The sequence below is a fragment of the Larkinella humicola genome, from assembly GCF_008727875.1.
GTDB classification, from domain to species: Bacteria; Bacteroidota; Bacteroidia; order Cytophagales; family Spirosomataceae; genus Larkinella; species Larkinella humicola.
The window spans coordinates 71,837-98,439 of the sequence record NZ_VTWS01000013.1 but is presented as its reverse complement, the minus strand read 5'-3'; the positions used below and the strand labels follow the sequence as shown (position 1 = coordinate 98,439).

General features: G+C 40.4%; 29 protein-coding genes. 17 read left to right on the top strand and 12 right to left on the bottom strand.

What is annotated here, in order from left to right; translation table 11 throughout:
* Positions 1-7 precede the first annotated feature (7 nt).
* Together F0P93_RS30500 and F0P93_RS30495 are read left to right on the top strand one after the other, a co-directional pair.
* Complete coding sequence (locus tag F0P93_RS30500; protein ID WP_150881576.1) at positions 8-322, top strand: hypothetical protein; 315 nt, start codon at positions 8-10, stop codon at positions 320-322.
* A complete protein-coding gene (locus tag F0P93_RS30495; protein WP_150881575.1) occupies positions 309-689 on the top strand; it encodes a hypothetical protein in 381 nt (126 codons plus the stop codon). The genes F0P93_RS30500 and F0P93_RS30495 overlap by 14 nt, the downstream gene beginning before the upstream one ends.
* 48 nt (positions 690-737) lie before the next feature.
* Here F0P93_RS30495 and F0P93_RS30490 read toward each other — a convergent pair whose 3' ends face one another.
* Entirely contained in the window at positions 738-1,883 is a 1,146-nt protein-coding gene (locus F0P93_RS30490; RefSeq protein WP_150881574.1) for a PDDEXK nuclease domain-containing protein, read from the bottom strand.
* 295 nt (positions 1,884-2,178) lie between these two features.
* On the opposite strand from F0P93_RS30490, the gene F0P93_RS30485 reads away from it, so the two are divergent.
* Positions 2,179-2,973, top strand: a complete 795-nt coding sequence (locus F0P93_RS30485) for a helix-turn-helix domain-containing protein (protein ID WP_150881573.1) — start codon at positions 2,179-2,181, stop codon at positions 2,971-2,973.
* Between the two features lie 164 nt (positions 2,974-3,137).
* Here F0P93_RS30485 and F0P93_RS30480 read toward each other — a convergent pair whose 3' ends face one another.
* From F0P93_RS30480 to F0P93_RS30465, 4 genes are all read right to left on the bottom strand, one after another.
* Positions 3,138-3,923, bottom strand: a complete 786-nt coding sequence (locus F0P93_RS30480) for an IS3 family transposase (RefSeq protein ID WP_229315787.1) — start codon at positions 3,921-3,923, stop codon at positions 3,138-3,140.
* A 35-nt stretch (positions 3,924-3,958) separates the two neighbouring features.
* Positions 3,959-4,240 carry a transposase gene (locus tag F0P93_RS30475; RefSeq protein ID WP_150881571.1) on the bottom strand — a complete coding sequence of 94 codons (282 nt, stop codon included), beginning with the start codon at positions 4,238-4,240 and terminating at the stop codon, positions 3,959-3,961.
* A gap of 186 nt (positions 4,241-4,426) precedes the next feature.
* On the bottom strand, positions 4,427-6,100 hold the full coding sequence (locus F0P93_RS30470) for a UvrD-helicase domain-containing protein (RefSeq protein ID WP_191908965.1): 1,674 nt from the start codon (positions 6,098-6,100) through the stop codon (positions 4,427-4,429).
* Positions 6,097-8,082 carry an ATP-dependent nuclease gene (locus F0P93_RS30465; RefSeq protein WP_150881569.1) on the bottom strand — a complete coding sequence of 662 codons (1,986 nt, stop codon included), beginning with the start codon at positions 8,080-8,082 and terminating at the stop codon, positions 6,097-6,099. Before F0P93_RS30465 ends, F0P93_RS30470 begins: the two co-directional genes overlap by 4 nt.
* Before the next feature lie 453 nt (positions 8,083-8,535).
* Here F0P93_RS30465 and F0P93_RS30460 point away from each other — a divergent pair, with 453 nt between their 5' ends.
* The 4 genes from F0P93_RS30460 to qatD are packed head-to-tail and all read left to right on the top strand — an operon-like array spanning position 8,536 to position 13,314.
* Positions 8,536-10,308, top strand: a complete 1,773-nt coding sequence (locus F0P93_RS30460; RefSeq protein ID WP_150881568.1) for a KAP family P-loop NTPase fold protein — start codon at positions 8,536-8,538, stop codon at positions 10,306-10,308.
* Between the two features lie 9 nt (positions 10,309-10,317).
* Positions 10,318-11,259 carry a Qat anti-phage system associated protein QatB gene (gene qatB / locus F0P93_RS30455; protein WP_150881567.1) on the top strand — a complete coding sequence of 314 codons (942 nt, stop codon included), beginning with the start codon at positions 10,318-10,320 and terminating at the stop codon, positions 11,257-11,259.
* Positions 11,256-12,584 (top strand): Qat anti-phage system QueC-like protein QatC, encoded by a 1,329-nt coding sequence (qatC, locus tag F0P93_RS30450; RefSeq protein WP_150881566.1) that lies wholly within the window; start codon positions 11,256-11,258, stop codon positions 12,582-12,584. Before qatB ends, qatC begins: the two co-directional genes overlap by 4 nt.
* Before the next feature lies 1 nt (position 12,585).
* On the top strand, positions 12,586-13,314 hold the full coding sequence (gene qatD, locus F0P93_RS30445; RefSeq protein ID WP_150881565.1) for a Qat anti-phage system TatD family nuclease QatD: 729 nt from the start codon (positions 12,586-12,588) through the stop codon (positions 13,312-13,314).
* A 29-nt stretch (positions 13,315-13,343) separates the two neighbouring features.
* Here qatD and F0P93_RS30440 read toward each other — a convergent pair whose 3' ends face one another.
* Entirely contained in the window at positions 13,344-14,324 is a 981-nt protein-coding gene (locus tag F0P93_RS30440; RefSeq protein WP_150881564.1) for a hypothetical protein, read from the bottom strand.
* Positions 14,325-14,572: 248 nt separating this feature from the next.
* Positions 14,573-15,280, bottom strand: a complete 708-nt coding sequence (locus tag F0P93_RS30435; protein ID WP_150881563.1) for a hypothetical protein — start codon at positions 15,278-15,280, stop codon at positions 14,573-14,575.
* Positions 15,281-15,410: 130 nt separating this feature from the next.
* Here F0P93_RS30435 and F0P93_RS30430 point away from each other — a divergent pair, with 130 nt between their 5' ends.
* Positions 15,411-15,689 (top strand): hypothetical protein, encoded by a 279-nt coding sequence (locus F0P93_RS30430; protein WP_150881562.1) that lies wholly within the window; start codon positions 15,411-15,413, stop codon positions 15,687-15,689.
* A 73-nt stretch (positions 15,690-15,762) separates the two neighbouring features.
* Complete coding sequence (locus F0P93_RS30425) at positions 15,763-15,996, top strand: histone H1 (RefSeq protein WP_150881561.1); 234 nt, start codon at positions 15,763-15,765, stop codon at positions 15,994-15,996.
* Here the strand turns inward: F0P93_RS30425 and F0P93_RS30420 are convergent, their stop codons facing one another.
* Together F0P93_RS30420 and F0P93_RS30415 are read right to left on the bottom strand one after the other, a co-directional pair.
* Complete coding sequence (locus F0P93_RS30420; protein ID WP_150881560.1) at positions 15,997-16,674, bottom strand: P63C domain-containing protein; 678 nt, start codon at positions 16,672-16,674, stop codon at positions 15,997-15,999.
* Entirely contained in the window at positions 16,671-17,885 is a 1,215-nt protein-coding gene (locus tag F0P93_RS30415; protein WP_150881559.1) for an ImmA/IrrE family metallo-endopeptidase, read from the bottom strand. The genes F0P93_RS30420 and F0P93_RS30415 overlap by 4 nt, the downstream gene beginning before the upstream one ends.
* Positions 17,886-18,047: 162 nt before the next feature.
* On the opposite strand from F0P93_RS30415, the gene F0P93_RS30410 reads away from it, so the two are divergent.
* From F0P93_RS30410 to F0P93_RS30395, 4 genes are all read left to right on the top strand, one after another.
* Positions 18,048-18,917, top strand: a complete 870-nt coding sequence (locus tag F0P93_RS30410) for an IS1 family transposase (RefSeq protein WP_225309721.1) — start codon at positions 18,048-18,050, stop codon at positions 18,915-18,917.
* Positions 18,918-18,950: 33 nt separating this feature from the next.
* Positions 18,951-19,430: a hypothetical protein gene (locus F0P93_RS30405; RefSeq protein WP_150881557.1), complete on the top strand. Its 480-nt coding sequence runs from the start codon at positions 18,951-18,953 to the stop codon at positions 19,428-19,430.
* Between the two features lie 285 nt (positions 19,431-19,715).
* Entirely contained in the window at positions 19,716-19,940 is a 225-nt protein-coding gene (locus tag F0P93_RS30400) for a hypothetical protein (protein WP_150881556.1), read from the top strand.
* Between the two features lie 349 nt (positions 19,941-20,289).
* A complete protein-coding gene (locus tag F0P93_RS30395) occupies positions 20,290-20,604 on the top strand; it encodes a hypothetical protein (RefSeq protein ID WP_150881555.1) in 315 nt (104 codons plus the stop codon).
* Here F0P93_RS30395 and F0P93_RS30390 read toward each other — a convergent pair.
* The 3 genes from F0P93_RS30390 to F0P93_RS30380 form a co-directional block, all read right to left on the bottom strand.
* Positions 20,601-21,470 (bottom strand): DUF2971 domain-containing protein, encoded by an 870-nt coding sequence (locus F0P93_RS30390; RefSeq protein ID WP_150881554.1) that lies wholly within the window; start codon positions 21,468-21,470, stop codon positions 20,601-20,603. The two genes, F0P93_RS30395 and F0P93_RS30390, sit on opposite strands and share 4 nt — an antisense overlap.
* Before the next feature lie 122 nt (positions 21,471-21,592).
* Complete coding sequence (locus F0P93_RS30385; RefSeq protein ID WP_150881553.1) at positions 21,593-22,600, bottom strand: type II TA system antitoxin MqsA family protein; 1,008 nt, start codon at positions 22,598-22,600, stop codon at positions 21,593-21,595.
* Positions 22,597-22,944, bottom strand: coding sequence for a type II toxin-antitoxin system MqsR family toxin (locus F0P93_RS30380; protein WP_150881552.1), 348 nt, complete (start codon positions 22,942-22,944; stop codon positions 22,597-22,599). Before F0P93_RS30380 ends, F0P93_RS30385 begins: the two co-directional genes overlap by 4 nt.
* A 164-nt stretch (positions 22,945-23,108) precedes the next feature.
* Here F0P93_RS30380 and F0P93_RS30375 point away from each other — a divergent pair, with 164 nt between their 5' ends.
* The 4 genes from F0P93_RS30375 to F0P93_RS30365 are packed head-to-tail and all read left to right on the top strand — an operon-like array spanning position 23,109 to position 26,549.
* Positions 23,109-24,209, top strand: a complete 1,101-nt coding sequence (locus tag F0P93_RS30375; protein ID WP_191908964.1) for a CBASS cGAMP-activated phospholipase — start codon at positions 23,109-23,111, stop codon at positions 24,207-24,209.
* A 12-nt stretch (positions 24,210-24,221) separates the two neighbouring features.
* Positions 24,222-25,247 (top strand): CBASS cGAMP synthase, encoded by a 1,026-nt coding sequence (locus F0P93_RS30370; protein WP_150881550.1) that lies wholly within the window; start codon positions 24,222-24,224, stop codon positions 25,245-25,247.
* 12 nt (positions 25,248-25,259) lie between these two features.
* Positions 25,260-25,676, top strand: a complete 417-nt coding sequence (locus F0P93_RS31650; protein WP_191908963.1) for a type II CBASS E2 protein — start codon at positions 25,260-25,262, stop codon at positions 25,674-25,676.
* Positions 25,677-25,682: 6 nt separating this feature from the next.
* Positions 25,683-26,549, top strand: a complete 867-nt coding sequence (locus F0P93_RS30365) for a CBASS cGAMP synthase (protein ID WP_150881549.1) — start codon at positions 25,683-25,685, stop codon at positions 26,547-26,549.
* The last annotated feature ends 54 nt before the right edge of the window (positions 26,550-26,603 follow it).

Here is a 26,603-nt window from a genome sequence, read left to right as displayed (position 1 = left end):
TTAGATTATGATCCTGACCACTGAATTACTCGCGATCGAGTGTGTCAACGCGCTCTTTTGGAATTACACGAACACCGATATTCACGTTTTGCGTGTCCAGTATAAAGATTTCGATTATATCTGGGATACCTACATCAGCGATTTATCCGGACAGGATTCATTTAACATGCTCTGGGAGTGTTGGATGACGAAAATGAATGTTGAAACAAAGGCCGGGATTATTGAATATGCGCTGGAAAAATACGGCGATGAAAAACGTGGGGCTTTGGTAGGAGCGACCCGCGCTGCCGATTTTTGGAAAAGTCTAGATGATGGAGATTAAAGCCGTTGATTTGGAATTATTTACCGTTTTAAATCGGATCATTACTAACCTGGAGGATCCGGAAAATCAGTACATGGTTTCTGCCAACTACTATGACCACCAGACGCCTGATCGATTCGGTGAGCGGTGGTACATTGCTCAGATTTGGATCAGCCAGGAGTCAGCCTCAAATGTCATTCTAACGGATGAAGGATTGGTTTGCGATGTTCACCTGAACCGGCACGATCTTAGCCAGACCAGCAAGATCCTGTTGCCATATGATCAAATATGGAACATTCAGCAATTGACCGGATCAGTCGAGTATCACCCTCGGCTTTATTATCGGGGTGACAAGCTGAATTTGAAGCGACCGAGTGACGATGAATAATTAAGTGATTGGAAAGGGGATAAAAGGATTTGATCGGAAGTTCTTTTATCATTCTTCTCCGATATCCATCTTCTCTGAATTATTGCCATCATCTCGCAATTCCTGCTCCAATGATTCAATCGATGGTAATTGGGATTTTAGGGTTTCAGGAACGGCTTTCGTCAATTCATAATCAGCAACTCCCAACGGATTTTTCATGCCTCCCAAAGCGTATTCGGCCAGGGCTTCATTTTTCCCTTTACAAAGCAATAGGCCAATGGTGGGGTTATCGTCGGGCGTGCGCAGATAATCATTAATGACATTGACGTAGAAGTTGATTTGTCCGGCATCACCCGGCTCAAAATCACGGGCTTTCAACTCGACCACTACATAACACCGGAGCCGAATGTGGTAGAATAATAAATCGATATAATACTCCCCATCGCCCACTTTGAGAGGATATTGTCGACCCACAAAGGCAAAACCCTGTCCCAACTCCAACAGGAATCGGGTTACATGTTGCACCAATTGGTCTTCAATATTCCGCTCCTTAGTTTTAGCGGTGGCCATCACAAAATCGAAGACATAGGGATCTTTAAGCAATTGGGTTGCCAGATCGGATTGGGGTTGCGGTAACGTATACTTAAAATTGGTAATTTTAGGTGTCTTCACCTGGCGCTGATATAAACCCAGGTCTATTTGATGGCGCAGCACATTTCGCCCCCAACTTCCCTGTAATGATTGCTCAATGTACCACAGGCGTTGCGCGGGATCTTTAACCTTGTCCAGCAAAATGATATGGTGCGACCAGGTGATTTTGGATAGGGGAGACGCTAGGAAAAGAGCCTCAAAATCAGCGGTTTTCTCCAGAATAAAGTCTACATCAACGGGTGGATGATCTGCTGATGGCAATTCTGCAACACCCTGTTGCAAAATTAAAGGCAGGTTGGCCATCACAAACTTTTTCATGTAGCCCAGGTTACGGGTGGAAAACCCTTCCATACCAGGATACGAATGACGAATGTCTGCTGAAAGGCGATCAATCACTTTCGTTCCCCATCCTTCCTGCTGTTGATAAAGGAGAATTAATCCGCCTACTTGCCAATAGGAAAGTAACAGTTGCTGGTTAGCCGAAGTGGCAACTTTGACTTGAGCTTGCTGAATTTGCTCTTTAATGCGTTGTAAAAACTCAGGATATAGGGATAATGTGGGCATAACTGCAAGGTAGGAAAACATGCCGCCAAAATGACCAGAATTTATCGAACGAAATTCGATTGCAAAGATTCAAGTTGAAGTAGGTTTCCGATTTCAGAATTGAATTGCGAGTATATTTCAAACTTACCTGAGGTAATCTCAGGAAACGCTTTTATCCTTAGATATGATAGGAAAGATTAACAATTATCTCTTTGTAGACAATTGTCGAAAATTCGACAAAAATTATGTAAATTATTTCGACAAATATTAGTTATAAAGGTACAGAATGAGTAAATTTGTTTAAACTAATGAACGCATGTATCTAGCTGAAAATCTGTCCTTTCTGCGCACTTATTTCAAGTTGACGCAGGGAGATGTAGCCCAGAATGTCGGCATCGGCCGTACAACCTTAACTGGTTACGAAAAAGGCGACTATTCGCCAACCGTTGATGTAGCTATGGCTTTAGCAAAACTTTATAGAGTATCTGTAGAAGCTTTATTATTTCGACCTATTTATAACATGACTCCAAAGCAACTTGACAAATTTCTTAACACTCCCGATCCCAACCTGAGTGGTCAACAGCTTCAAGTTCGAGAGGTCGTCACCACAATTGGGCCTGATAGTATAGAAAATATAGAGTTGGTGCCACTAAAAGCAGCGATGGGCTACTGCAATGGTGGTTACCAAGATGAAGAATTCATTGGTTCATTGAGTACGTTTCGTCTACCTCTGCCTCAAATTTCTCGAAATCGGAAATACCGATTATTTCCTACTACTGGGGAATCGATGCTACCCATACCGTCAGGGGCTTTTGTGCTAGGCGAATACGTTGACGATTTCTATTCAATTAAAGACGGGACGGGCTGTATTGTAGTGAGTCCTGATGGAATCGTTGTAAAAAAAATTAAGAATGAATTGACAACGAACGATCAGCTTATCCTTTACTCCTTAAATCCTGCCTTTACCCCATTCGCACTAAATTCAGCTAGTATTTTAGAAATATGGAAATTTAAGCTCTATATGAGCTTCGATTTTCCTGATGGAGAGCCAAGCTTGAGTACTTTATTGGGGGAGATACGAAACATCCAAAAATTGGTCGCAAATAACTAACTTCCTTATTTCGATTCAGCTTATTTTACATAAATCATTGCGATTTGTCAAGGCTTACTTGAAAAATATGGTTTGCTGTTGAATGAGGTACTGAGGTACTACCCATTTTTAGGACCAGAAATCGGGTTTTGTTAATTGAAATTCTGTACTCCTTGTAATGGTAATCAAAAGCATTGGTAAAGGGCTGCCGGAATCCGTCGACCGATGCCTTGATGATACTTCTGATAATTGTACCGCTCAAAAAATCCAGTGAGCCCTTCTTCTAATTCCCATCCGTCTTTGGCTGGGTAGAGGTAAATGTGATCATACTTGACGGTGCGCCACAGCCGCTCGATGTACACGTTGTCAATCGCTCGGCCCTTGCCGTCCATACTAACTTTGATCTCTTGGCTTGCCAGATAATCCACCCATTTTTTGCACGTAAATTGGCTTCCTTGATCTGAATTAACGATTTCGGGTTTGCCAAACTGATGAATGGCCTGTTGAACCATGTCGATAACCCACTCCGTTGTCATGCTGTTGGACACGCTCCAACCCGTTACAAATCGGCTGAAGGCATCCAGGACCGCTACCAAATACATAAAGCCACGGATCATCGGCACGTACGTAATATCAATTTGCCAGACTTGGTTACAACGATCAATGACCAGATTCCGAAGTAGGTAAGGGCGAATGTATTCAGCTTTTCCCAACTGGCTCAACAGCCGTTTGGGATAAATTGCCATCAACCCAATTTTCCTCGCTAACCGCCTAATCCGCTTATGGTTAACTACATATCCTGCTGCCAGTAAATAATCCTGGAGTTGCAAAATACCTTCGGTTGGAAAGTTTAAATAGCGTTCATCCAGTAAGCGCATTAGCCGTAGATTCTCTTCAGATTCCCCCACCGGGCGGTAATAGGTTCCGCTGCGATGAATGCCTAACAGTAGACACTGAGTCCGAATACTCACTTGGCTCTGGCGATCGATCAACGTACGCAAACGGGCTACCCCAACTTCCTCAAACTTTTTTTTAGATAGTCGTTTTCCAGCTCCAATCGACCGATTTTGGCATACAACGGCTCGGGATCAATTAACTCTTGTTCTTCAACGGCTTTGGCGAATACAGATGAGGCCCGTTCCAGGAACTCTTGTTTCCACTTACCGATCATCGTCGGATGGACTTCAAACCGCTTGGATAACTCAGCCAGGGTTTGCTTTTCCTTGAGGGCTTCCAGGGCCACCTTGGCCTTGAAATTGGGCGCGTACTTTTTGCGTTTCGTGCTCATTTCACCACTAGTTTACATTTTGTTTTTCAACTTAGCTAGTGGTCCTAATTTTGGGGAGTACTACAGAACGAACGATGTTCATCGAGCAAAAAGCATATTACTGGTTTGGCTTTATATTTGATGCTTAAACTATGTAGTAAGCAAAGGGACTGTTTTGAAGTCAACTCCAAGTAGCATAGTATTTGTTTAATCTCGAGTGGGAAGATCGCTAATAGATAAGACATTGGCTATCCCAAACCAGTCATTTAAGTTAGCGAGTGCTGACGAATCCAGAGGAGCTAGATTAAGCAATGCCAGGCGATCTTTAGCTCTTGAACAGCATACATAAAGTAAATTTAACGTTCGCTCGTAGCGCGCACTACCTTTATCCTTTCCCGCAAAAACATCGGAAAATTTATACATATTCCAAGCCCCATCATCAATAATCACCAAGACGTTGGTGAATTCAGCGCCTTTCACTCCGTGTTTTGTGGCAAAAGGCGTAAGGTCTTCTACAAATTTATTAAACACTATCACCTCTTCGTAAGGTATAGCCATCAAATTATGAAAAAAGGTTTTTCGTCGCTCAATTAGTTCATCAGTCGTCTCTCCCTTAATTTCCTCCTCAAACTCACTCATTGTTCCTGGTTTACCTAAGAGCTTGCTATCGAATATGTACTGTAAGACTTCGCCAATTGTGCATTCTGTGCGTAACCGATTTAACTCATCCATCTTATCTTTTAGACGAATTTTATCAGCGTGACGGGAAAGGGGCCATCCGCGAATGCTCAATAATTGAATGAATTCAGCGTATCGTTTATTTGCATAATGTTCAACTAGAGCCTCAACTGTGTTACAAAGAAATTTAATGTACCTCTCTTCTTTTTCGAACAAACGATCTCGAAACGACGAATACTGATCATAAACATCCAATAAATTATTGTACCCTTGGTGGGCGGCAATGCCTTTGTGCGTAAGCATTAAAATTTTCGTATCCTTAAATCTCCAACCTTTTTGGCTTTCCAACCAGTTCTGAGTAGCTAAGTAGTTAGTTGCTAGCGCTAAGGCATCTGGTTGACAATAAATAAAAGTGACTTCCCCAGGAAGATTACTTCCAGCAGGATGTTGAACTAAGGTTGGGCGAATTTTACCAAGCAACTTTATCACTGCCTGTGAACAACGATAATTATCGGTTTTAGTAATTGTTAATAATGCTTCATCCTGAATTTCTCCCACGCCTTTGTTATAAATTTTCTGCATGGAATCGCCAAAAAAGCCAATTACAAATCGAGCCTCATTACCAGCCAGTAGATTTTTTAAAAGAAGAGAAACAGTCTGTGGTTCAGTATCTTGATATTCATCAACAAATAAATATGGGAACTTATTGGCAACAATCCGGGCGATTTTAGGAAATCGAATGAAAAGCGAACTAGCCAGTGACAAGACCTGATCATGACTAATTTCGCCTTCCTCCAATCGACGTCCGTATTGACTATATTCGATGTTTTTTTTGCTGAGCTTATCGGCTAACCCCTCTATCTTTTTTTTCCCTTTGGCGTTATCTTCGACAATAAGTCGTTTTAGTTCCGATTGGTAATTTCTGCAGACTAGCCAAAGGAATTCATGAATCGTTAAAACGACCACGAGGGGATGATTGTCAATGCGACTAGTGATTTCATGCTTGGCCACATTCGTGTAGGTAATACATACCACTTGTTGGCCGGTTCGTTCCATGTCACTACTATGCTCTTGAATGATATATTTAAGCGTTTCTACCAGGGTCCAGGTTTTTCCAGATCCTGCTCCGGCCTCCAAAAGAAAACTCTTCTGTTGCTCAATACAATCGATAATTTGAGCCAAACTAGGCGGAATAACGTTCATTCGTTGGCCAACCATGTCAATCCTTCCTTTATATAGGTGGGAACCTCCCAATTCGTAAGCATCATTACGTCAAAAGCAAAGGCGGTCTTACTGTCAATTTCCTGGGCGATTTCATATGCATGTTGCCGAATATCCATTTCAGTACGTTGCCCTAAAAGTTTAGGTATTACCTGACCACCCGGAGAGCCAGAAAGCACATGAGCATTTCTAACTAGAAAGGCATCTTCAAAGCTCCTTGCGCATTCACTCGCGGTGTCTTCTATTACTTGATAAGCCACTCGAATTTTCCCTTGCGTTTTATCAGATTCAGTACATGTTTGAAGATCAGCTAACAATTCTTTTTGAGGAAGCCACGATCTTAAAACGGCATTTGATGTTTTATGGCCTAAACTAACTTTGCAGGCTTTACTGTTGGCCGCGCAGATGGAATCGAGATCTGTTATAATCAAGGTTTTAACATTTAGAAAGCACAGCAGATCTTTAAATAAATGGGCGTAGGCTCCTCCAACTTCAATTATTGAAACATATTTTGTCAGTAGACTAGGTTGCACCTTATTAATCATCAGTGGAAGAAGTAACCGTTCTACAGTACCTTCAATCAAAATAATTTTATCGGCGAAAAACATGTCACACCGATTTAAGGCCATGTACTGCTTCAGAAAGCGCATTCCATCTGGGTCTTTCTTATCTTCTTGAATGCGGAACTCTGATAGATTTTTGATGACCAGTTGATGAGCGGTATTGTCAAAATAGCGAATATTATCAAAACCGCTCTCGGCTATAATGTGTGAAGAGTGGGTTGTTATGATTACCTGAACATGCCAGTTGGTTTTCGCGTGAATGAATTCTTTGATGTTTTTGATAAAGATGTATTGCATCTGAGGATGCAGGTGGGCTTCAGGTTCTTCTACAAACAAAACTTGAAAAGCTGGCCTGGGTTTACGCTTATCATATTCTTCGTAAAAACTGATGAATTGCAGTATTATATAAATTAAGTTGCTATAGCCTAGTCCGTTATACGACTCTGGAAGCAAGTGATCTGTACTAACTCCGTGTTGATAAAAGAGATGCGTATTCCCCTTCAAAATCTTATCAGCCTCAAAGACTGACCGAATGGCTAACTTCTGCAAGTTGATTCCTTGTTCTACCCCAAACTTCGATAGATCCGAAAACAAGGACTTAAAAAGTGATTCATACTGCTCATCCAAGTTAATCGACACCATTTGTAGTGATTCCTCGATTCGCTTGATATCCGCTTCCTTTATCTCTTTATTTAGCTTATAAAAGCTCTCGAATCCTTTGGAGAGTTTTTTGTAATTGTCGGCATATTGGTCATCTAGCTGGCGTTGGGCGTAAATAAAACCGCTTAAAAAAACCGCATTTAAGTCGGAAAACTTTTCAATTTCAATGGTATAATCTTGGTTTTGACTATCAACCGCCCAAGCTCTTGTTGAGTAAAATTCACCGTAACATTTTTTGATAAAGCCAATAATAGAGTGATTAAAATTAGTTTTCTGTTTATCAAAGGTTGTAAAAAGTTTCTCCGGCTCTTTAACACCGTACTGGAATCTGATAAGCGCATCACGCCGGTCAGGGTCTAAATCCATAATAAAGGTTGATAAGGCCGTTAAGTCATCCTCTTCCTGATACTCAATATGTAGGTCGAGCCTAATTCCAGGCAGAGCTGCTTTATATTCAGCCTCCTTTCGAATTTGTTCCTCTTCTACCTCCTGATTTTGTTTTGATGAAACATAAATTTGATAGAGATCATAGGCTTCAAGGTATTTCGGATGACTGCCAATGGAAATATCTTCAAACTTAAAATGAGATCCCTTATTTTCTAAGAACTTGCAGAAGACCTCTGTAAGTGAAGTCTTTCCTGAGTTATTACGTCCGACTACTAATGTTGTTTGATCATGGAGTTGAATCGTAACATCTTGTAACAGACGAAAATTTTGTACCCGAACCTTGGCAATTTTCATTAAAATAACGTATTAGAGAATAAATAATTTATGTTAGTCGGCACGTGGTTCGTTTTCTTTGCTAAGTACTATAAATATGTCAAATATCCACTTTCTAGTTCACTAAAAATTGGAATAATAATATATGACTCATCAAATTTTTCAGTAAAATTTACATTTCCAAACTCTGCCGCTTAGTAACAATATATATAAATTATTATCAAATATAGTACATTGGATTATTGCTATTATATATTGTCAACTGAATAAATATTACAAGTTATTACTATTCGCAATTTATAAAGAGGGATAAATATATTATTCTGTCATATCCTATCGATCTCTTTATGATGGATACTTGGCTAGTAAAAATGAATAGCCGCTGGCATAGCTTCCGTTCAGCATACTAGTGAATTGTCTGGGCCCAGTTGGCTTCTAATTGACTCCGACCTTTTTCAATATATTAAGCACACTATGTGGAGCGATAACGAAACCAATACCGACTACATCAATTTTAAGCATTATGAAGATGCTATCTGCCAGATTATAGATACCAATGAATTATTACCCTGTAGCATCGGCATTTTTGGAGATTGGGGTAGTGGCAAATCCAGTCTGATGAAAATGATTGAATCACGCTACAGCGGTAAAGAAGATGAAGGCATTTTGACCATTCGCTTCAACGGTTGGTTGTTCGAAGGCTATGAAGACGCTAAAACCGTCCTTATGGGGCGTATCGTAGAGGAGATTAGCCGCCACTGTACTTTGGACGAAAAAGCCAAAAAAGTAGCTATTAGACTTTTCAAGAAAATTGACCTCTTGAAAGTAGGCAGCTCAATTGTCAAGTTTGGTATTGGAGCGGCCTTAGGACCTGCAGGCTTATTAAGTATTACGGCAACCGAAATCTTCAAGAGTTTAAAAGACGAAGACTACGAAGGGTTTTTCAAGAGTGGTGATGAGAAGGAAGAGACCAGCCGGTCGAGTATACAAGATTTTGGGAAAGATTTTGCAGAGCTACTAAGCAAAACGAATCTCAAAAAAATTATCGTATTAGTAGATGACTTGGATAGATGTAATCCAGACACAGTTATTGGTACGCTGGAGGCCATAAAGCTTTTTTTATTCGCCGATAACAGTGTCTTTATTATTGGAGCGGATGAACGTCTAATTAAATATTCAGTACGTCGGCGATTTCCCGAAATTACGGGCGATAAGCTTGATGTTGGTCGTGATTACCTTGAGAAGTTAATTCAGTTTCCTGTAAGAATTGCTTCAATGAATGCTATCGAGCTGACCAATTACATTAATCTCTTGTTTGCCCGCCTATACCTAAAACCGAATGAGGTTGAGACGTTGCGGAAGAAGGTAATAACCAACGACCGTGATCTCAAAGCGAAAGGTCTAAATGCTGCAACAGTTCAGCAATTACTAAACCAGACAACAATTGATTCAAAGTTGTCGGAGTCATTAGACGTCTCCTATCGTATTGCCACAATTTTGACCGCTGGTCTAAACGGTAATCCTCGACAAGCGAAGCGTTTTTTAAACACATTGATGATGCGGACCAACATGGCTAATAGCCGAGGAATTACCCTTGAAAGTAAATTGTTAGCCAAGTTAATGCTGCTTGAATATTTTCAACCTGAAACATTTAAGCGTTTTAACACCTCACAAGCTGAAAATGAGGGGCATATAACCGATCTGGCTGCCTTTGAAACTAACAAAGATATCCCCGCGGACTTAGAGACACTAACTCAAGATAAGTGGTTTCAAAACTGGCTGGCGATTGACCCAAAACTAGGGGACCTTGACTTGTCGAGTTATTTCTACTATTCGCAGGATAAGCTTTCAATTGTTGGAGCAACCTCGCAAAGAATGTCTCCTGAGGCACAGGAATTTTATCAAAGTATTAAATCACCGAGTGATTTGAAGCGTAAAAAGGCTTTGGAAAAGTCAATCAGTTTAAGTCAAGCCGATGCCGCTGCCGTCTTTGAGGCACTAGCGAATGACGTTCGAAGGGATGAGAAGGCTAATTATGGCGATTCAATTTTGAAAAAACTGGTTGAATTCTGTTCGGCCCGAAAAGACCTTGTATCTCAGCTAATTCAACTGCTTAATAGTCTGCCGGAGGGGAAATTGAGCATTGCAATGAGACCAGCCCTGCAAGAATTGGCTAGAGAAACTGTATATGCTAAATCAATTGAGCCGCTCATTGAAAAACTTCCTAAACCTCTAAAATCGAAGTAGCAGCAATCTATGGGAACCTCAAGTTCATTTAAAGGACCAAAAAATAATAGTTCGCTGCTCCCATCCTGGGCAGATAATAATCCCGATTATGAATTAGCACCAACCCCCAATTTTCCGCAAGATGGAAATAATCCTACTTCGGACAATCCAGATCCTACTGCACCGATTGCCCCTGGTCAGCCAGTTGCACCTCCCCCTAAGGGTGGGCCAAAACAGCCTCCTTCCTCAAATGATGATAAACCGGTGGATTCCCCAGGGAAACATAGTTCCAAACCTCGAAGGTGGAGTGATGCCAAAATTGCGATGTCACGCTTTGGTAGCGCTCCAGGTAACGCGAAGTCGCTAAAAAATGCCGGTCGTAGTTACGTAAGAGCTAGGGGAGGTCCACAAGCAACAACGCGTTCAGCTGGTCGAGGCATTGGTGCGGTAGCTGGATTGGGGGGCTTTTTGGGTGATGTAGTTAATCGTGGTTTCAATGAGGCACTACGAAACGCCGGAATACAGGACTGCCTTGGTAAGCCCGCCGAAGAAGTTTTCGCTAAACTGGCCGACCAATTAGCTCCGGCAGGCGGACCAATTGACGAAGGAATAACCCGAAAGGCAATTCTGGATTCTTTATGTTATTTATATGATAAACTAACGGATGAGAATGGTACGCTTCAACCGGTCGATGCATTAGGTCCTAACGAAGTAAAAGAAGCATTGCTACTGGCAACTCAGCAATACATTTATCAGAAATGGTTAAATGAAGTGGGAATTGTACTAGAGCGAAAAGATGTAAGCGAAGCGGAGTTAGTAGATGCCGAAACAACGATAAAAGAGTTTGTGGGAGAGTCGGTTCGCATCGCTTTCAAGAATGTCAATGTCGCTACATTTAGCTTTCTGGACCCAAGTGTCACCCAACAAATCAATTCAATTTTTCAAGAAACATATACATTAATTGAGCAATGAACGTAAAGCCAATCCTTCTCCGAACGAACGCAACCGACACGTTTAGGCCAGATACCATAGGTGATGCTGAGTTGCTCGTAGTCGATTTTTCTGAACAGGATCGTCAATCCATGCTTCTTCAACATAAAGTATATCGACTAATTGACCAGACTAAACTGACGGAGGAAATACAGGATCTGTTGAATATTACCTTAATGGCCTATGCTGTAGATCAGACAGTCTCTAGAGAAATAAATGGTTATCTGAATTGGAGCCGTCACTTTAGATGCTACGTGCCCGTTAAAATCTTACCCAAATGGGAAGCTATTCAGGAAGAGCTGCAAAAGATGCTTTCTTTTCTGAGCGGTGATAAATGGGAATTTGTTTTTCGTGAGGGGACGCCAGATACCGCAAAACTAATTAGCAAAAAGTACGCTTTCCCAAACACCCTTACGAAAGTATGCCTTTTTTCAGGTGGTTTAGACTCGTTTATTGGTGCAATTGATTTATTGCATCGGGGGGATCATTTGGCTTTAGTTGGGCATCATAAAAAAGGCGGGGGAGAAGGTCAAACTCAGGAGGAACTCTTTCAACTACTGAAATCAACCTATCCTAATCAGAATGTGGTTAATTTTCCATTTTATGTACAACCCAATCAAGCTTTTGAGGGGGCTCAAAAGGAGGTTTCGTCCCGCGCCAGATCAATCTTATTTATTGGTTTGGGTCTGGCGGTTGCCAATTGTTGTAATAACATCCCGTTAATTATCCCCGAAAATGGCTTTATTTCACTGAACGTTCCTCTTACTTTTACCCGGCATGGAAGTCATAGCACCCGTACAACGCATCCATATTTTCTTTATTCGTTTCAGCAAATTCTTAACAAGCTTAGCATCCCAATTCAAATCGATAATCCCTACCAGTTCAAAACAAAAGGAGAAATGGTCGGTGATTGCGAGAATCCCGCCCTGCTAAAGGCTCATTTTAAATCGACATTGTCCTGCGCTCATCCTGATCAGGCTCGTTTTAAAAAATTGCCACCGGGAACGCACTGTGGTTATTGTACGCCTTGCCTCATTCGACGAGCTTCTCTCGAGGTCAACGGTCTTCGCGATACTAAATATGTTATGAATGTGCAAACCGACCCAATACATGTTCACAAGGGCTCTGGGCGAGACCCAAGAGCTTTTCGACTGGCTTTGGAACGTTTTAGAGTTATGAATCCCAGACATACTCTTATCCATATTATGAACTCAGGGCCTCTCTCTCACTTTTCTCAACAGGAGTTGATAGATTTGACAAACATGTACCGAAAGGGGATGCAAGAAATTGAACAAATATTACCTTGAAATGAATCACCTTCTTGATACGCATTTCCATTTAGACTTATGGCCACGGCCGAATATATCAACATTAATTGAGCAAAGTGGAATTTATACAATTGCTGTAACCAACACCCCCTCAGTCTATTTTCACACCGAGAAGATTGCAGCTAACAGTAAATACATACGGGCTGCTTTAGGGCTACATCCCCAGCTTGCGTCCGAGAGGCAGAGGGAGTTGCCCATATTTATGCAATTATTACCAACGACTCGCTATATTGGAGAGATTGGTTTAGATGATCGAACGTGTACAGACTTTGAGATTCAGAAAAAGCTCTTTATTTCCATTATCAATGCTTGTGCGGATGCGAGGAACAAAATATTATCCATCCATTCAAGGCGTGCGGATAAAGAAGTGATCGATGTAATTGGCGAACAATTTCCAGGAAAAATAATATTACACTGGTTTTCTGGTAGTCTGGTTATGTTGGAACGCGGTGTTGATGCGGGTTTTTACTTCTCGGTTAATCATGCTATGGCCAACTCATCTGCAGGAAAAAAGTTAATTCAAGCTATCCCTTCAGATAGATTGTTAACTGAAAGCGACGGACCATTTGTAGAGTCATCACGCCAACCTTGCAGCCCTCTGAGTATGCCGTCTTTACTTCAAACATTAGTTTCAGTTAGAAACGATTTGGAAAATGAAGTAATCGCTTCCAACCAAATTTTTGCTAATTTTCGGCGCATACTTAGTTAATTCAAAAATATAATTAGCACCTAGTATAACTATGAGATTGTTGATATATTCATTTCTTGAAAAAAAGAATTAAATATATCTAGCATATATTTATGTCCAGGCTTATTAATTTCTTCCAACACTTTCGCCCAGCCAGTTTTTACAATTGATCTTTTAATAAAATCAGTAATAAATCTCGATGAAACATATTGCCAGTGATCACCCGAATTAACAATAACTTCAATAATCGTTAACCAAAGTAACCAATATTTATCATCGCTAAATTCATTAATTATTCTTGTAATATATGGATCGTCGATTGTTCTGACAAATTTAATATAAGAAAGTAATCCGATTCGTAATGTATTAATATGTTGATCAAGAATTTTATTATTACTCGCATTTTTGTTAACTAGAGCTATAGAAATATCGATTAAACTTACAACTTCTTTATTCTGTTCAATTGGTGATTTATTTAAATTTAAGAACCATAAAGAATCTGAATAAGTATAATTTTTCCAAAACTCAAATGCTGAGTTTTCATACAAAATACTTTTAATATTGTTATTCCAAAGAAGGTCTGATATTTGATGTGAATCATCTTTTTTTACAGCGACTAATAATCGACTTCCTTTTATACTTTGTTCAAGTTTAGCAGAATGAACTAGGGCAGGGCTGACTATAAAGTCTTTTGTTAGATTAGGAGAAGTAGACCTTTCTTCAATATTAAAGTAACCAACACTTATAGCACCCCTAGGTAACAAAAAGAAGTGTTCATCTTCAAGGTATTTCGTATTGTTATTTAAACATCTTCTATAAATTTCTGTTATACAATTGATAAGTGCCGCAAAATTATTTGAATGAGCAAGTAAACTATCCGAAAATAAGCTTCCATTAACATCAGTATTATCTTTTATTATTTGATATGATATATTGTAAAAATCGTTCAGAACGGTTCTAGCTTTTTCTGGATCTCTTTCTACCATTTGGCTAAATCCAAGTAGATCAATAAACGCTAAAATTTTTTCCATAATATCTATTAATATAACATAAATTATCGTCTCAACAATTAGTCAGCTAATAAAAGCGATAGTTGTGATTCATAAATATCAATTAACCTAATTTCAATTTCATTTGCAAAGACAATAAGCTGAATACAGCTTATTTATTTCTCAGCAAAGTAGAAATATTGAGAGATAAATACAATAAAGCCCATTTTAATGAGAAGAAATCGGATAATAATACCACTGGCATTAATCACTGGTTAAAATAATGAAAGTTATACAAACTTCTCCCCGGAAAATTCGGGTCGTTCAATTTTTGCCGGGGGCTCCGGATTTTCAGGATTGAACTTTTCTGTGATCGCCTGATTTATGTTAGGACCGCCGATCTTTAAGAGTGCCATTTGCGTAGGGGTATAGGTTTTCATCATGTGATCCCAAGCCTTCTCGGTGGCTTTTTCAAATTTCATCTCGCATACCGCAATCAAATGCTCCAATAATTCCACAATCACATTTAAATCTTTAGGTATCTTGAATTTGCCTTGTCTAACATGGGCCCCTCTTGCCGAATCATGTAACCGTAAGCGTAAATAAGCGATCCCAATCTCTTGGATCGTTTCCCCACGGTGTGCCACCAGGTTATGTCTCAAGTCCATTAGCTGTTCATGCACGCCATGCAGCCCCTGCCCCACCGTAAAGCAATCCTTGACTTCCAGCTTAGAAGATTTAGAGGTGGATGCGTCTGTAAAGCACTTCCCATAAAGGCTGATAGTCGAGTACCAAAGAGCAGTCCTGACCACCTGATTATGGTCTTTCTCCATCAACTCTTTAATACTCGCAAGACATTGCATTAAATCTTCCCGAATTGCCTGATAGGAAATCAATTGCCGGGCCGCATACCCTGGTAAAGCGAAATCCAGGTGTTCATTGTCGCTGTTTTCCTGGATTGCTTTGAAAAGCCTCAACAAAATATCATTTTTATCCATTATTTCTAACTAAACATTAATGTGGTGGATCGAATGCTTCATTCTAAAGATAAAAAATCTTTCAAAAATTTTAGCCTGAAAACGGTGCCGACAACTATTCAAGTACCTTAAATATGTAATAACAGAAATCATGGATATAAAATCTACAAGGGAAAGATTACTCTCTATAGTAGAGAAGGGTTTTGATATGTTTGACAATGCTACCGAGGGGCTATTTCTTCAAATGGAGAATGAAATCGTCGAACTTGACGAAGACATTAACCAAGTTGTGTCCAAAAAAGATAAAATCTTTGAACCCTCCCCAGAGTTTGAAGCTAATTATGATGAATATTTAAATTTACAAGCTGACAAATATGATAAAGAGCGGCACCTGTCGGTTCTGGCGGAAATGAAGATAATTTATTTGTAGGTAGTGTATCAGTTTGAAATTTCTTGATTTAGAAAATGCTTGACCGTTCAAGGAAGCCTTTTATCTTTGTGGTATGGCAAAGAAAGTTAGACCCACAGACGCGAACCAGCTAGCAAAGCTCATCGCTGATATAGCAACCGGTGAACAGCCGAACACCCCGCCCGAAGATACGAAGAATCCGGCGGCTGTGGCACTTGGAAGGTTGGGAGGGCTTAAGGGAGGAAATGCGCGCGCGTCAAAGCTAACCCCTGAACAGCGCAAAGAAATTGCTCAGAAGGCAGCAGCGAAACGGTGGAAGAAAGATTGATTAATCTTCTGTGTCAAACAGTGACCTATGAAATGGAAGATCATACTTTTTGCAGTATGCCTTTTCAAATCTATACCAATCTAAATCCGGGTAGGTTTTCATCATCTCTTCTGCTTGCTTTCTGAACTCGATTATTTTCTTCTTACCTTCATCATTTAGGTATTGAGAAAGTTTATATCTACGAAATCCGCCTAGAACAACTGGATTGAAAAATTCTAATGCTGGTAATACTTCAACCTGAAATCTAGCGTAAATTATTCTGCGAATAATTCTTGAGACTTTATAGGGCTTAGTGTACTTTTTTGGGTCGCCTTGTATGCCACATAACCGGTATACTTGCGAAAAGAAGTCGGTGGTATTATCGAATAGGGATACATATGCTTGTCTTATACCTACAACTAATGAATGTAGTTCTTTAATAGTAAACTGTCGCCCATCGGCAAGCTCAACGATGCGACTTTCAAAAATTTCTTTCTGACGTTTTCGCTTTCTTTTTAGCTCTTCCTCTGTGAACTGTTCGGTCTGCTTAAAAAGCATACCAGAGATAAGCAAACGCTCTTCCTGTTGTTCAGGAGTTAATTCGGGCTTTTGAAGCTTTTCGCCCTGAAAACCGTTTAACTGATCTAATTTCTTTTTCTCTTCGTCTTTTTTCTTGTTTTCTTCTTCTTCGTTTGTCATTTCGATACAGGATAAGTTTCAACTGCTAGTTTTGGGACGGCTACTTCTACGCGCGTTTCATCCTCCCACGACATATTTAAGGGCAATTTGCAGTCCTTAATATCCGGGGAGTATCGTTTTGCTCTAGGCCAAGCATTTCGGTTAGTAGCTTGAGTTTCAAAAGCATGTAATACATAAATAATACTTTTTTCGATGTGATTGTCAGCCGCATAATCAGCAACAAAATCTACATCGTGCAGAAACGGACTAATTACATCCATTTTCTCTTTTGAGAAAAGATAGGTTCGAGCAAATTCATTAGCTTCTTTCTCTCGTTCCTGAACAGATAACTGCTCATTAGAGTCATCGGTGAGGTGGTATTTATGCGCTTTAATTTCGTCCCAATCAAAAAGTACATGGTAAAGCTCATGGATAAGAGCGTGCCATAGGGTTCCGTAAAATCCGTGATAATTAGTTAAAACAATACATGGCTTTCCACTATGGTTAAAAGTCGCTCCCCGTAATTGCAAGGTCTGCATTGGAGCTTGGTAAATGACAGTTATACCAAGCTCAAATAAAATTTTTGCCACCTCAATTAGACCGCGCTCAATGTTCATGGAAAACCAGCGTAGTTTCGGGAAAGCCTTAATCAATCCTTCCCTATCATAAGGAAATGGATTGTCTATTACACTCAATGTTGCCTGAGCCGCACTAATCCAAAAAGCGCGCGTTAAATCATTTTCTGCCTTAAATAAGCCCGAACTAAAAGCAATATCAATGTTAGGTTTTCGGTATTCAAAAATTGACTTTAACCCTAACCGAGCGCAAATTCTTTTTTTTATGTGATTAAAGTCTGAAATGTTATTTATCAATCCTGCCTTCCTCAAAACGGCAAGGTTAAAGTTTTCTTTTATAAACCTAATTTCTTCAGAGTTAACACCAACAGTTGGAAAATTCTTTTCTAACGATTTCAGAAATAGCTCGATAACTTCTTCAAGTGGAATCTGTAAGAAGCTGGCAAGCTTCAAAAGATTCCTTACGTCAACTAACTGTTGAGTTCCGTTCAATATCCCTTTTAATGTGCGGGACTGCATTTGCATTAGCTTATTGGCGGCTGTTGGGGTCAATCCAACATCCATCAATTTTTTATCAAACAGCCTTTGTAACGTAGGCTTGTCCGAGTTTAAAAGCCTATCCAGGTAGGCATCAATATCATCCTGACTATTAAACATAAACTAGGGTTGAGCAAAAAAAATGTATTGTTACATCATCAAATTTATAGGTTTTAATGAACAATACAAAGGATTTGTAAAGAAAAATTGTATGTTTACATCACTTAAAATTAAACTGAACAAATGCTTGACAGGTTAAGCATAATGTTGTATATTTACATCATGAACAAGCTACCAATTGCCAAACGCACCCAAATCATTCAACTCTTAGTTGAAGGCATGAGCCTACGCGCTACTTCCCGCGTTGCTGATGTGTCGATCAATACCGTCACAAAGCTACTGGTTGATGTGGGTGCGGCTTGCCAGCAGTTTCACGATGCAACGGTTATTGGGGTGAATAGCCAGCGCGTTCAGTGTGACGAAATTTGGAGCTTCGTTTATGCCAAAGAAAAGAATGTAGAAAGTGCGGTAGCTGCACCGGATAAGGCAGGGGACGTATGGACTTGGACAGGAATCGACGCGGATAGCAAGCTAATTGTAAGCTGGTTTGTGGGCAACCGCGACGCGGAATCTGCTTATGAGTTCATGCAGGATATTAAAAGCCGGATTGCTAACCGTATTCAATTGACTACGGACGGATTTAAGCCGTATTTAACGGCGGTAGAAGCCACGTTTGAGGGTAACATTGACTTCGCCCAACTAGTCAAAATTTACGGTTCAGCACAGGGAGAAGGAAACGACAAGCGATATAGTTCGGCGGAATATACCGGGGCAAAAAAGACGATTATCGACGGTCGCCCGGATGAAGCGCACATTTCGACCTCCTACGTAGAACGTCAAAACCTGACCATGCGGATGCACATGCGCCGGTTTACGCGGCTAACCAACGGCTTTTCAAAGAAGGTCGAAAACCATTGCCACGCAATAGCACTTCATTTCGTATATTACAACTTCTGCAAGGTTCACAAAACGTTGCGGGTTACCCCGGCAATGGAAGCCGGTCTTGCTGATCGCCCAATGAGTATTGCGCAAATTGCCGAACTTGCTCCTATAGAATCTCCAAAAGTGCGGGGCAAATATAAAAAAGATTGAGGGTGATAAATTTCAAACTGATACACTACCTATTTGTACAAAAACTTTGAGAACAATATTAAATCATTAATAAGTACGGCCTACCCGGACGTAGGAACAAAAGAGTTTTACAGGTGGGAAAGTATCAATTCATTTTTCGATGGTAAAAATATAAAACTAAAGGAAATGGATGGTTACCTGGAATGTGACCAACTAAGGATTATAAACAATGTTTTCAAGCATGCGGCAAATGGGTATCCAGCTGAATTCGATCGAATTAATGAATTTAAAAATCGGGGAGATTTCCATCAAGCCACATTTGACTTTTACGAACGCGTTAAACCTAGAATCATCGTATTCATCCGGAACCTGGTTGAGGAAATAATTAATGATCTGTATGTGTTTTCCGAAGCACGATTAAGCTCAATTGTCGATTCCTATTTGGAGCGAATGGATGAAGGAACGGCTGAAAAGCTTTCTCAGAACCTCAGTTACAAAATCCGGCATCGTCGAACTCAGTCCCCAAATAATTAGGCGGTAAGATGCTTATATAATATACAACCCACCTTATAATATATGACCTCCTTTAAGAAACCCTGATGGGAATGCTGAGCGAAACAGTGAAGAAAAAGTACCAAAATTCCCGACAACAAAATCACTGATTATCAGGGCGATATGGAAAAGTAACTATACGTTTTACGTTTTAGATGCCAGGAATTTGCTGGAAATTTTGCATCTTTAAATACTCCATTCTTCATCGATCAAGGGGTGGTCGGGAAAGAAGGTAATATCGTTTGATACGATTAAACCGTCTTTACCATGACGACCAAAACCAGAAGGGTTGTTCCCAAACAGCGCCCTGCATCGATAGCCTACAAAATCAAGCAATTAGGGCTGGCCTTTAAAGAAGGCTGGTCTTGGATTATCTACCCGATTTTGCTCATTATCTGTATGCTGATCTTCAACATTGATACAGTGACCATCGGCAGTATATTGACCGGTTTAACGAAGCTGGCGGGAAAATATCTGCTCAAGCCGAAATAGGCTAAAGTTGTTTTAAGGAGCAAGAGAATCAGGATGAATTAGAGAACGATATACGAAATAAGACGATTAATGAAATGATCCGTTTAAAACACAAATAATTTCGATATAATACCCACTGATAATCAGCAGATTAATTCACGATCAAGCAAATAATGAATGAAAATTCGCAAAATTCTCATTTTTTTCTTGCATCTTTAAATATCCCTCTTTCATCGACTACCGGACGGTCGGAAAGATACATACATCGCAATTCGCGATTAAAGTGTCTTTACCGTGACCGTCCAGAATATGTCCAGAAAGAATGGCATCTCGCACGTCGCGGTAACGGCACCATTAAACCCGGTGTGAGATGGAAAACCGCAAAACAAAATCTCTCGTCAAGCAACCTGATCCAGAACCATCAGAGTTGCCTGACTCTCCCTTGATTAACTATCAATTTAGCGACAAAGCAGTCCGCCACTTTGAACGAGCGGAGGTGTGGAGCCGATATGGAGATGCCCTTAAGAAATACGATTGGCTCATCACGAAGGTCCTGAATTTCCTATTGACACTGGCAGCGCTTGCATTGTATTTTTACAGCGATGAGATCGTATCCTTTTCCGCTTTACTGCCATCGGCATTTTCGAGAGTGAAGGATTTGGTTGGTAAGATCAAAAGCAGCTAAAAATTAGCAATGACAATGTGCTTTGCTTCGTCATGCTGCAACGTGTAAAATTTTACATCCAGATTTTCATTCTTGCATACTTCGATAATGTCTCTTCGTTCCGAATCCGGCATTTTATCACCAAAGATAATTTCTTGATAGCTGCTTTTGGGAATGGGAATCTTCTTATCCTGGAGTTTAGGCTGTATGGAATAAGGTAAATAATGTTCTTTAATCAATCGATATTCATCCTCAAATTCCCACTTCCGGTATTTGAGCATCGTCATTTTAAAAAAGAATTTCATTGCTCCTACTTTACTTTGGAAAGTGCTTACCCATTTTAAGCGAGGGTGATCTTCATCAACATAGGTCACGTCAGCTCCCCCAACTCCCTTCTCCGCCAGATACCTGTAATGGCTATTTAATGAGACCCCAACGCAAAAGCCCTGCCTATGATCAGCATATTTTTCCCACATTTCCGGGCTATTGTTCCGCTTGGCGAAGCAGAATATCCCAAGCGAATTATTAAATAATTTATAAAATTCTTTTTCTTTAAGTTGTCGCTTTTCAATTGTGTTAAAATCTCTTTTATACAGATAATCGGCCTCAGCTTGAACCTGAGATAAATTAATAGGCCCGCGTCGTTCGAACTGTTTCAGATTTGCCACAAACCGGAAGAGTGCTTCGTAGGAAAAATCAATCTCTACCGGAAAACGGCAATCAAAAGGATCCTCAAACTCACTGGAAGAAGAGAAATACAGCTCTTGTTTGGTTAATATATCTCTATGGTAGCTTTTTTTCCAATCGCGGTATTTGTATAAAATTGTCGGAATGAGTTCGGCGACTTTTTCAAGATTTTGTGAAGAAATTCTTTCCTTGCTTTCCATACTATAATGAATAAATCCTTGAATTCACTAACTGTCAAGTATAAGTACCTTATTTCACTGCTAGAATGAAAAAGCCAACCGACAATACTGACGGATGGCTTTTTCATTTCATTAATATTTAATCACAAGCTTTTTAATACAAATCCATATTGTTGATAGCTAATAGAACTTTTAGACTCAACATTATCAATCCAGCCTAATTCTTCATGACTACGCTCAATGATTTCTGCCGTTTTCACGTATTTGAACGTTTTTACAGTCAAATTTAGGACCTCCAATTCACTATGAGAAAAGATATTCCTCTCTACTTGTCTAGATTGGTGGGGTTGAAAAGCTTCAAATACCTCATCACCACGCTCCGCATAAATTTGTTCAAGGTATCCTTGTTGAACAAGTAAATCATTCAGAATACGGTATTCATCAGGTACAGGGCCTTTAGGAATGGCGCAGTAACGTGCTCCAGAGATGGAAAAACCAGTTCTTTTGTAATGCCCAAAATCAGCAAAAAAGAGCAGTTTATTCAATCTTACCGTATATAAATGAGGCATTTGATCGAAAAAAAACAATACCATCTGGGCAAACTTATCGAAGTTAGGTATCCGGTAACCCGTGTATTGGTTGGGTACATTCAATGAATTCCAGATAGTACTTAAGACAGGATGTACAGGGTCATTTTGCATGATGAGCTGCTCGTCAACCCGTCGAAGCAAATCCGCTAACTCCCGTTCTTTCAATTCATCTTTTCGATCTAGAACCAATTCTCTGAAATTACGGGCATCGCGTATTAGATTCATTAATTTAGCATTCGACAGGCTGGGTATTTCTCCCTCTTCATAACTCCGATACTGGTTGATGCCAAAGCCCAAAAGCGTCGACATTGTTCGTTGACTAACGCCGTAGCGTTCCCGCAGGGCTTTAATTTGTTCAGGGAAAAGAATGTGATTACGCTCTCGGTACTGATTGTGAAGCTGGAGAAGGTTGAGCGCGTCCAGGTCCTCTGTCGTAAAGGTTTCGCTTGTATCAACGCATTCATAATAATGAGCGTGGATCTGAAACGTTTGCGATCGATAGGTAAGCGTCTGGATGGTTGATTTTTTGATTACTTCTCCGCCAGTGAACGGACTTGTCATGGTTTTTTGTAGGGATATGTCATAGGAAATTCGGCCAAGTGAAACGATATACAGATCGTTGAGCGGTTATGAGCGCCTAATTGTATTTTTATGTAAACCTCTTTGCCTTTCACTGGTATTCCGAATTCCCACAAATCGCTGATGCCGGCCTGATCGGGTAACGGTCCCCGATAGTAACTTTCAACCTCCAGGCTTTTTAAATAGGCGGTTCGTTCAAAAGGTCGAATATCTAAATCGCTTAATGCTTGCAGGTTCTTTTCCCGATTCATGTACACCACATTATAGACGTCCATCTTCGTCTTAAAGTCAGCTAAAAACCGACTAATTTCTTCTTTAGGCGCCATGCTACGGGGGCATCTCTTATCTTATTAACGTTACAAACTTAACATTGTTACTTTAAAATTGCAAATATTATCAAATATTAGTATTCTTGTTGTGTTAAAGTGTAAATTCATTTCTAACAAAGCTATATTCTCACTACCGCACCATCAAATGAAATATAACAATCGTGAACACTCAGGATCAAAAATCTTTTCGCATTTTATCAATTGACGGAGGGGGCATCCGTGGAATTATTCCAGCTCGTATTCTGTGTGAGCTGGAGTCACACCTAAGCCATGAAAAAGGAGAGCAAGTTCGTTTCTGCGATTACTTCGACCTGATCTGTGGTACTTCAACGGGTGGTATTATTGCCATTGGTCTCGCTTTAGGCATGTCAGCCAGTGAAATACTTGCCCTATACGATACCAATGCTCAGAAGATCTTTGGTCATTGGCGTTGGACTACCCCTAAAAACGTTCGTCGGGTATCACATCCCAAACATTCAAATGCCGGTCTTATGAATGTTTTAAAAAAGGCTTTCGGACCCTACTCGAATGGGAATGACGAAACCCGCCTTGGACATGCGAAAACCCGATTGGCAATTCCGGCCTATATCGCCTCCTCTGGTAAAACGCGTGTATTTAAAACATCACACAATCCCGAACTTCGGCGAGATTATCAAGTGCCTGCTTATCAGGTCGCGTTAGCAACGAGTGCTGCCCCAACCTTTTTTCCGGCCCATACATTTAAATATTTTGATACTCTTACCAATACGACTAACACCTTAACGAATCTGGTCGATGGAGGCATTTTTGCTAATAATCCAGCAATAATTGGTTTTTCGGAGGCCATTGCTCTAGACGTCCCAATCGGTAATCTTAAAATTCTCTCCTTAGGAACTGGGTCTGAAGCGTTTAAAGAACCCTTTTCCACAGACCGCTTTTACAATCTGAGCCCAGCTTGGGGAGCAGCTTACTGGATGAACCCGTTTAACGGCCCACCTTTGGTGGAGATGATGATGCAGGCCAACTCAGAAATTGTTGATAATACACTCAAGGTATTAAGCAGAGGGGTCGGAAATACTGACCGGCAGGTGTTCCAGTATGACCGTATTCAAGTCAAATTTGATTCAAGCAAAGAGCGGGTGAGCCTTGATACGACGCGCCAAAACAAGCTAAACTTCTTAAAAGAGAAAGGTAAGGATTTGTATGACCAGCATGGTACTCGAATAGCTGCCGATTACTTCAAAGAAAAAATTACCCACTATATCCCTTCATTTTCACTTTAAACAACAAATACAATGGCCAATTGTCATTCACTATTTACTTCGTTCAATTCGGATGAGCTCAAACTGACTGCCACAAAGAAAGATCGGATGTGTACGTCACGCGAGGACCTGCGTAAACGAATTAAGAAGCACTTCGCAGAAAAGCATCCCGAATACAAACCCCGGTTTTACATTCAAGGATCGTATAAGATGGGGACCGTTATTCGAACTGAAGAAGACACTTGCGATATGGATAACGGTGTCTACTTTTTCCCAAAACCAAGTGAAACTGCCACGACTATGCAGAAGTGGGTTTTAGAAGCCGTTGAAGGAGCGACCAGTACCCCACCTGAACACAAAAAAAAATGTGTTCGGGTCATTTATAAGGGCGATTATCATATTGATTTACCAGTATATTATCGCGATTCCTCAGAAGGTGATAACTCGCCCAATCTAGCTGTAAAAGGGGAGGGTTGGTCCATCAGCGATCCTAAAAAGTTTTGGGAATGGTACCAGAAAGAAAAAGATGGTAAAGCCCAGGTAGTACGACTAATTCGCTACCAGAAAGCTTGGTCTGACCGTAAACGAAAATCTATAAAAATGCCCAAAGGGGTAGCTCTGACGGTATTATGTGTTAAACACCGGGTTCTGGACGACCGTGATGACAAAGCGATGTATTATACACTTAAAGCGATACGTGATGTGCTGAAGAAGTCATTTAAGTGTATCCTACCCGTAACTCCCGGAGATGACCTATTGGCAAGCTTTACTGGCAAACAGCGTGACGATTTTTTGGATGAGTTGGATACGTTCATTGACAACGCAAAGAAAGCCATTGATGAGACGAACCAGCTTAAAGCCAGTAACCTATGGCGAAAACACTTGGGTGACCGATTTCCACTGGGTGAAGACGCCGATATCGATGCCCGCGAGAGGGCTTTACGGGAGAAAGCATCTTACATATCGGCTAAAATAGCTTATACAACTTCTGCTGGCGTGATTACAGACTCATCGATAAATACCACTCGAAACCGGGACCATAGTTTTTACGGTGAATAAGTCTTTAAAAGTATGATCTCTGATTGGCAAAAGCTTACGGTTGAAAAGAATATGATCGAAAACCGGTTTAAAAGTTTCCGCTGCAATGCGGTACACCGGTTTTCTAGAAAACTTATCAGCACTGGGTATATTCAACCTACAGAATATTCTATAATTTACAAAGTACGGCTCGAGTATCCAGTGTGGGGTATTCCAAAAATGTATGTTTTGGAGCCCCATATTGTTCAGTCCGTAGATATTCATATCTATTCCCAAGGACATTTGTGCCTCTTTCATCCTGCCGAAACACCTTGGAAGGACACATATCACATCAGTGATACAATTATTCCCTGGACTGCTGAGTGGCTTGTTTTTTATGAGTTATACCAGATCAACGGCGGTATATGGCTTGGGAAAAGCATTCATCATGATACTCCAACCAAGGCATGATTAGTTATGGCTAACTGTCACAATCAACTTCTTGCGTTCAATGAAGTGTTGAATATTTCGAAAACTACTCAAAGCCGGTTAGCTAGAGCAAATAAAACTGTTTGCGAATATATTAAAAAGCTTTGTGCAGATAAGGGGTACCCATTTAAGCGGTTCAAGGTTCAGGGTTCTAAACAGCTTGGAACATTAATTCGAAAATATGGTGAAGAAAGCGACATTGATATTGGCGTGTATTTTTTCCCTAAGCCTAGCATTGAACCTGAAAGCCTCATGAGGGCATTACATCGTTTTTTTGTAAATGGTCATGGAACTCAGACTCAGCCCGAGCTCAAGACAAAATGTGTTCGTGTCACTTATGCGGGCAGCTTCCATATTGATCTACCTATTTATTATTTAAACGATTTACGAGGCCGTGGTAAATCTTATTTAGCTACCCGTAATGGTTGGGTTAAAAGTGATCCACTTGAATTTGAGGATTGGTTTATCCAGCAAGGGGAGCAAAATTTAGGCCAACTGGTTCGTATTGTTAGGTATTTAAAGGCTTGGTGTCATCATATTGCCGATAATAGGAGGGTGCCCCAAGGAATAGCACTGACTACGTTAGCAGCTAAACTATTTAAACCCTACCCAAGGGATGATCAAGCTTTATTTCATATTCTCAGAAGTATCTATAAGACACTTTTGAAGAAATGGTCATGTATTATGCCTGTTCCTCCAAATGATGAATTGCTTCGCAAATTTTCAACAGCTGATATGGAAAATTTCATGCTCCAATTGAAACTGTTCATCATGGATGCTCAACATGCATTACACCAAAAAGAAATCTCAACTGCCTACAGACTGTGGAAAAATCATTTAGGCCGTAACTTTTAGTAAAAGTAAAAACCAGGTAAGCCCAGCAAAATTTACATTGTGATTTTGATATAG

Bases quoted from the DNA above. Each gene is read 5' to 3' on its own strand.
- F0P93_RS30430 (WP_150881562.1), top strand. From the start codon at position 15,411: ATGGATATAAAATCTACAAGGGAAAGATTACTCTCTATAGTAGAGAAG.
- F0P93_RS30470 (WP_191908965.1), bottom strand. From the start codon at position 6,100: ATGAACGTTATTCCGCCTAGTTTGGCTCAAATTATCGATTGTATTGAG.
- F0P93_RS30370 (WP_150881550.1), top strand. From the start codon at position 24,222: ATGGCCAATTGTCATTCACTATTTACTTCGTTCAATTCGGATGAGCTC.
- F0P93_RS31650 (WP_191908963.1), top strand. From the start codon at position 25,260: ATGATCTCTGATTGGCAAAAGCTTACGGTTGAAAAGAATATGATCGAA.
- F0P93_RS30380 (WP_150881552.1), bottom strand. From the start codon at position 22,944: ATGGCGCCTAAAGAAGAAATTAGTCGGTTTTTAGCTGACTTTAAGACG.
- F0P93_RS30500 (WP_150881576.1), top strand. From the start codon at position 8: ATGATCCTGACCACTGAATTACTCGCGATCGAGTGTGTCAACGCGCTC.
- F0P93_RS30460 (WP_150881568.1), top strand. From the start codon at position 8,536: ATGTGGAGCGATAACGAAACCAATACCGACTACATCAATTTTAAGCAT.
- qatB (WP_150881567.1), top strand. From the start codon at position 10,318: ATGGGAACCTCAAGTTCATTTAAAGGACCAAAAAATAATAGTTCGCTG.
- F0P93_RS30490 (WP_150881574.1), bottom strand. From the start codon at position 1,883: ATGCCCACATTATCCCTATATCCTGAGTTTTTACAACGCATTAAAGAG.
- F0P93_RS30485 (WP_150881573.1), top strand. From the start codon at position 2,179: ATGTATCTAGCTGAAAATCTGTCCTTTCTGCGCACTTATTTCAAGTTG.
- F0P93_RS30440 (WP_150881564.1), bottom strand. From the start codon at position 14,324: ATGGAAAAAATTTTAGCGTTTATTGATCTACTTGGATTTAGCCAAATG.
- F0P93_RS30365 (WP_150881549.1), top strand. From the start codon at position 25,683: ATGGCTAACTGTCACAATCAACTTCTTGCGTTCAATGAAGTGTTGAAT.
- F0P93_RS30475 (WP_150881571.1), bottom strand. From the start codon at position 4,240: ATGAGCACGAAACGCAAAAAGTACGCGCCCAATTTCAAGGCCAAGGTG.
- F0P93_RS30425 (WP_150881561.1), top strand. From the start codon at position 15,763: ATGGCAAAGAAAGTTAGACCCACAGACGCGAACCAGCTAGCAAAGCTC.
- F0P93_RS30465 (WP_150881569.1), bottom strand. From the start codon at position 8,082: ATGAAAATTGCCAAGGTTCGGGTACAAAATTTTCGTCTGTTACAAGAT.
- F0P93_RS30395 (WP_150881555.1), top strand. From the start codon at position 20,290: ATGGAAAACCGCAAAACAAAATCTCTCGTCAAGCAACCTGATCCAGAA.
- F0P93_RS30415 (WP_150881559.1), bottom strand. From the start codon at position 17,885: ATGTTTAATAGTCAGGATGATATTGATGCCTACCTGGATAGGCTTTTA.
- F0P93_RS30495 (WP_150881575.1), top strand. From the start codon at position 309: ATGATGGAGATTAAAGCCGTTGATTTGGAATTATTTACCGTTTTAAAT.
- F0P93_RS30420 (WP_150881560.1), bottom strand. From the start codon at position 16,674: ATGACAAACGAAGAAGAAGAAAACAAGAAAAAAGACGAAGAGAAAAAG.
- F0P93_RS30400 (WP_150881556.1), top strand. From the start codon at position 19,716: ATGACGACCAAAACCAGAAGGGTTGTTCCCAAACAGCGCCCTGCATCG.
- F0P93_RS30435 (WP_150881563.1), bottom strand. From the start codon at position 15,280: ATGGATAAAAATGATATTTTGTTGAGGCTTTTCAAAGCAATCCAGGAA.
- F0P93_RS30385 (WP_150881553.1), bottom strand. From the start codon at position 22,600: ATGACAAGTCCGTTCACTGGCGGAGAAGTAATCAAAAAATCAACCATC.
- F0P93_RS30410 (WP_225309721.1), top strand. From the start codon at position 18,048: ATGAACAAGCTACCAATTGCCAAACGCACCCAAATCATTCAACTCTTA.
- qatC (WP_150881566.1), top strand. From the start codon at position 11,256: ATGAACGTAAAGCCAATCCTTCTCCGAACGAACGCAACCGACACGTTT.
- F0P93_RS30390 (WP_150881554.1), bottom strand. From the start codon at position 21,470: ATGGAAAGCAAGGAAAGAATTTCTTCACAAAATCTTGAAAAAGTCGCC.
- qatD (WP_150881565.1), top strand. From the start codon at position 12,586: ATGAATCACCTTCTTGATACGCATTTCCATTTAGACTTATGGCCACGG.